This is a genomic window from Vibrio sp. YQ_11 (assembly GCF_043103065.1).
Lineage (GTDB): Bacteria > Pseudomonadota > Gammaproteobacteria > Enterobacterales > Vibrionaceae > Vibrio > Vibrio parahaemolyticus.
On record NZ_JBICJM010000015.1, the window covers coordinates 1 to 973 of the forward strand.

1 protein-coding gene is annotated in these 973 nt (G+C 41.3%); it reads right to left on the bottom strand.

Annotated elements, in window-relative coordinates; genetic code table 11:
* Positions 1 to 121 precede the first annotated feature (121 nt).
* A complete protein-coding gene (locus tag ACF8EG_RS10785) occupies positions 122 to 412 on the bottom strand; it encodes a hypothetical protein (protein WP_069507040.1) in 291 nt (96 codons plus the stop codon).
* Positions 413 to 973: the final 561 nt, after the last annotated feature.

The window sequence follows — 973 nt, forward strand, 5'->3', positions numbered from 1 at the left end:
AGTTAAGGGGTGAAGCACGCAATACCGATGTTGCCGCATAGCACTTCAACACCGAAACCAACGCATACCCAAAATGCCACGCGTGCTGAATCCCTCTTGAACTGTTTGTTATGTTTGTAGCCTAGTGTGATACCAAAGCTTTCAGCATACCCAACTGCTCATCAGAATTGAAAACTCCGTGCTCTAAAGCAGATGTAAATAACGGAACCCAATCTACAGCGTTTAGGTCAGCGGGACGCATAGCTTGTCTTCCATCTTTCCACCAAGCTAGACGAATCTCTTCTTGACCACCTTTAACAAAAATTCGCTCCAAACAAATTGAATTGTTTTCTTCTTTCTCCCAAGCACATGCGAGAACATAGCAATAATCAGTTGTTTTAAGAGCTAACTTTTTAGCTTCTTCCTCTGTCATTTTTCCTCCAAAAACATAACGCCCAATTAAGGGGTGAGTAACGCAATACCGATGCCACCGCAAACCACCTTAATCACTAAAATTAACGCATAGTAAAAATGCCACGCGTTACGAATCCCTCTTGAATTGTTTGTTAGTACGCTGCCCTTGAAGCCTTTGAAACACATCAAAGCATTGAAATATAGCACGAAATTTATGGCTTAAAACACCAAAACTAAACGGGCAACTGCCAAACTAAAAACAAACTTCAAGACGTAAGTTGGCTAGAAGAAAAACATGCTTAACTGCCCTTTTTCACCGCTTTCAAATTAGCAAAGAATACGGGCTTAGGACTTTAACAGCAGCTTCAAAGAAACCTAGCTTTGACGAAAATATCTCAGCGTTAAAGAAACCAAACCAGAGAAATCGCCCAAGAGTTAGAAACCGTAAACGATGAAGTTAAAGCGAAAACTTCGCATCTAGTGCCACCGGAGCGAACGTGTAAGGTACATTTAATCAGGTGTAAAGGCATGAAAAGAAACCGATTAACACCAATACTTGTAACCTTCAATGCCACCCCTG

What these genes read in the sequence shown, in the direction of transcription:
- ACF8EG_RS10785 (WP_069507040.1), bottom strand. Translation starts at nt 412, where the DNA reads ATGACAGAGGAAGAAGCTAAAAAGTTAGCTCTTAAAACAACTGATTAT.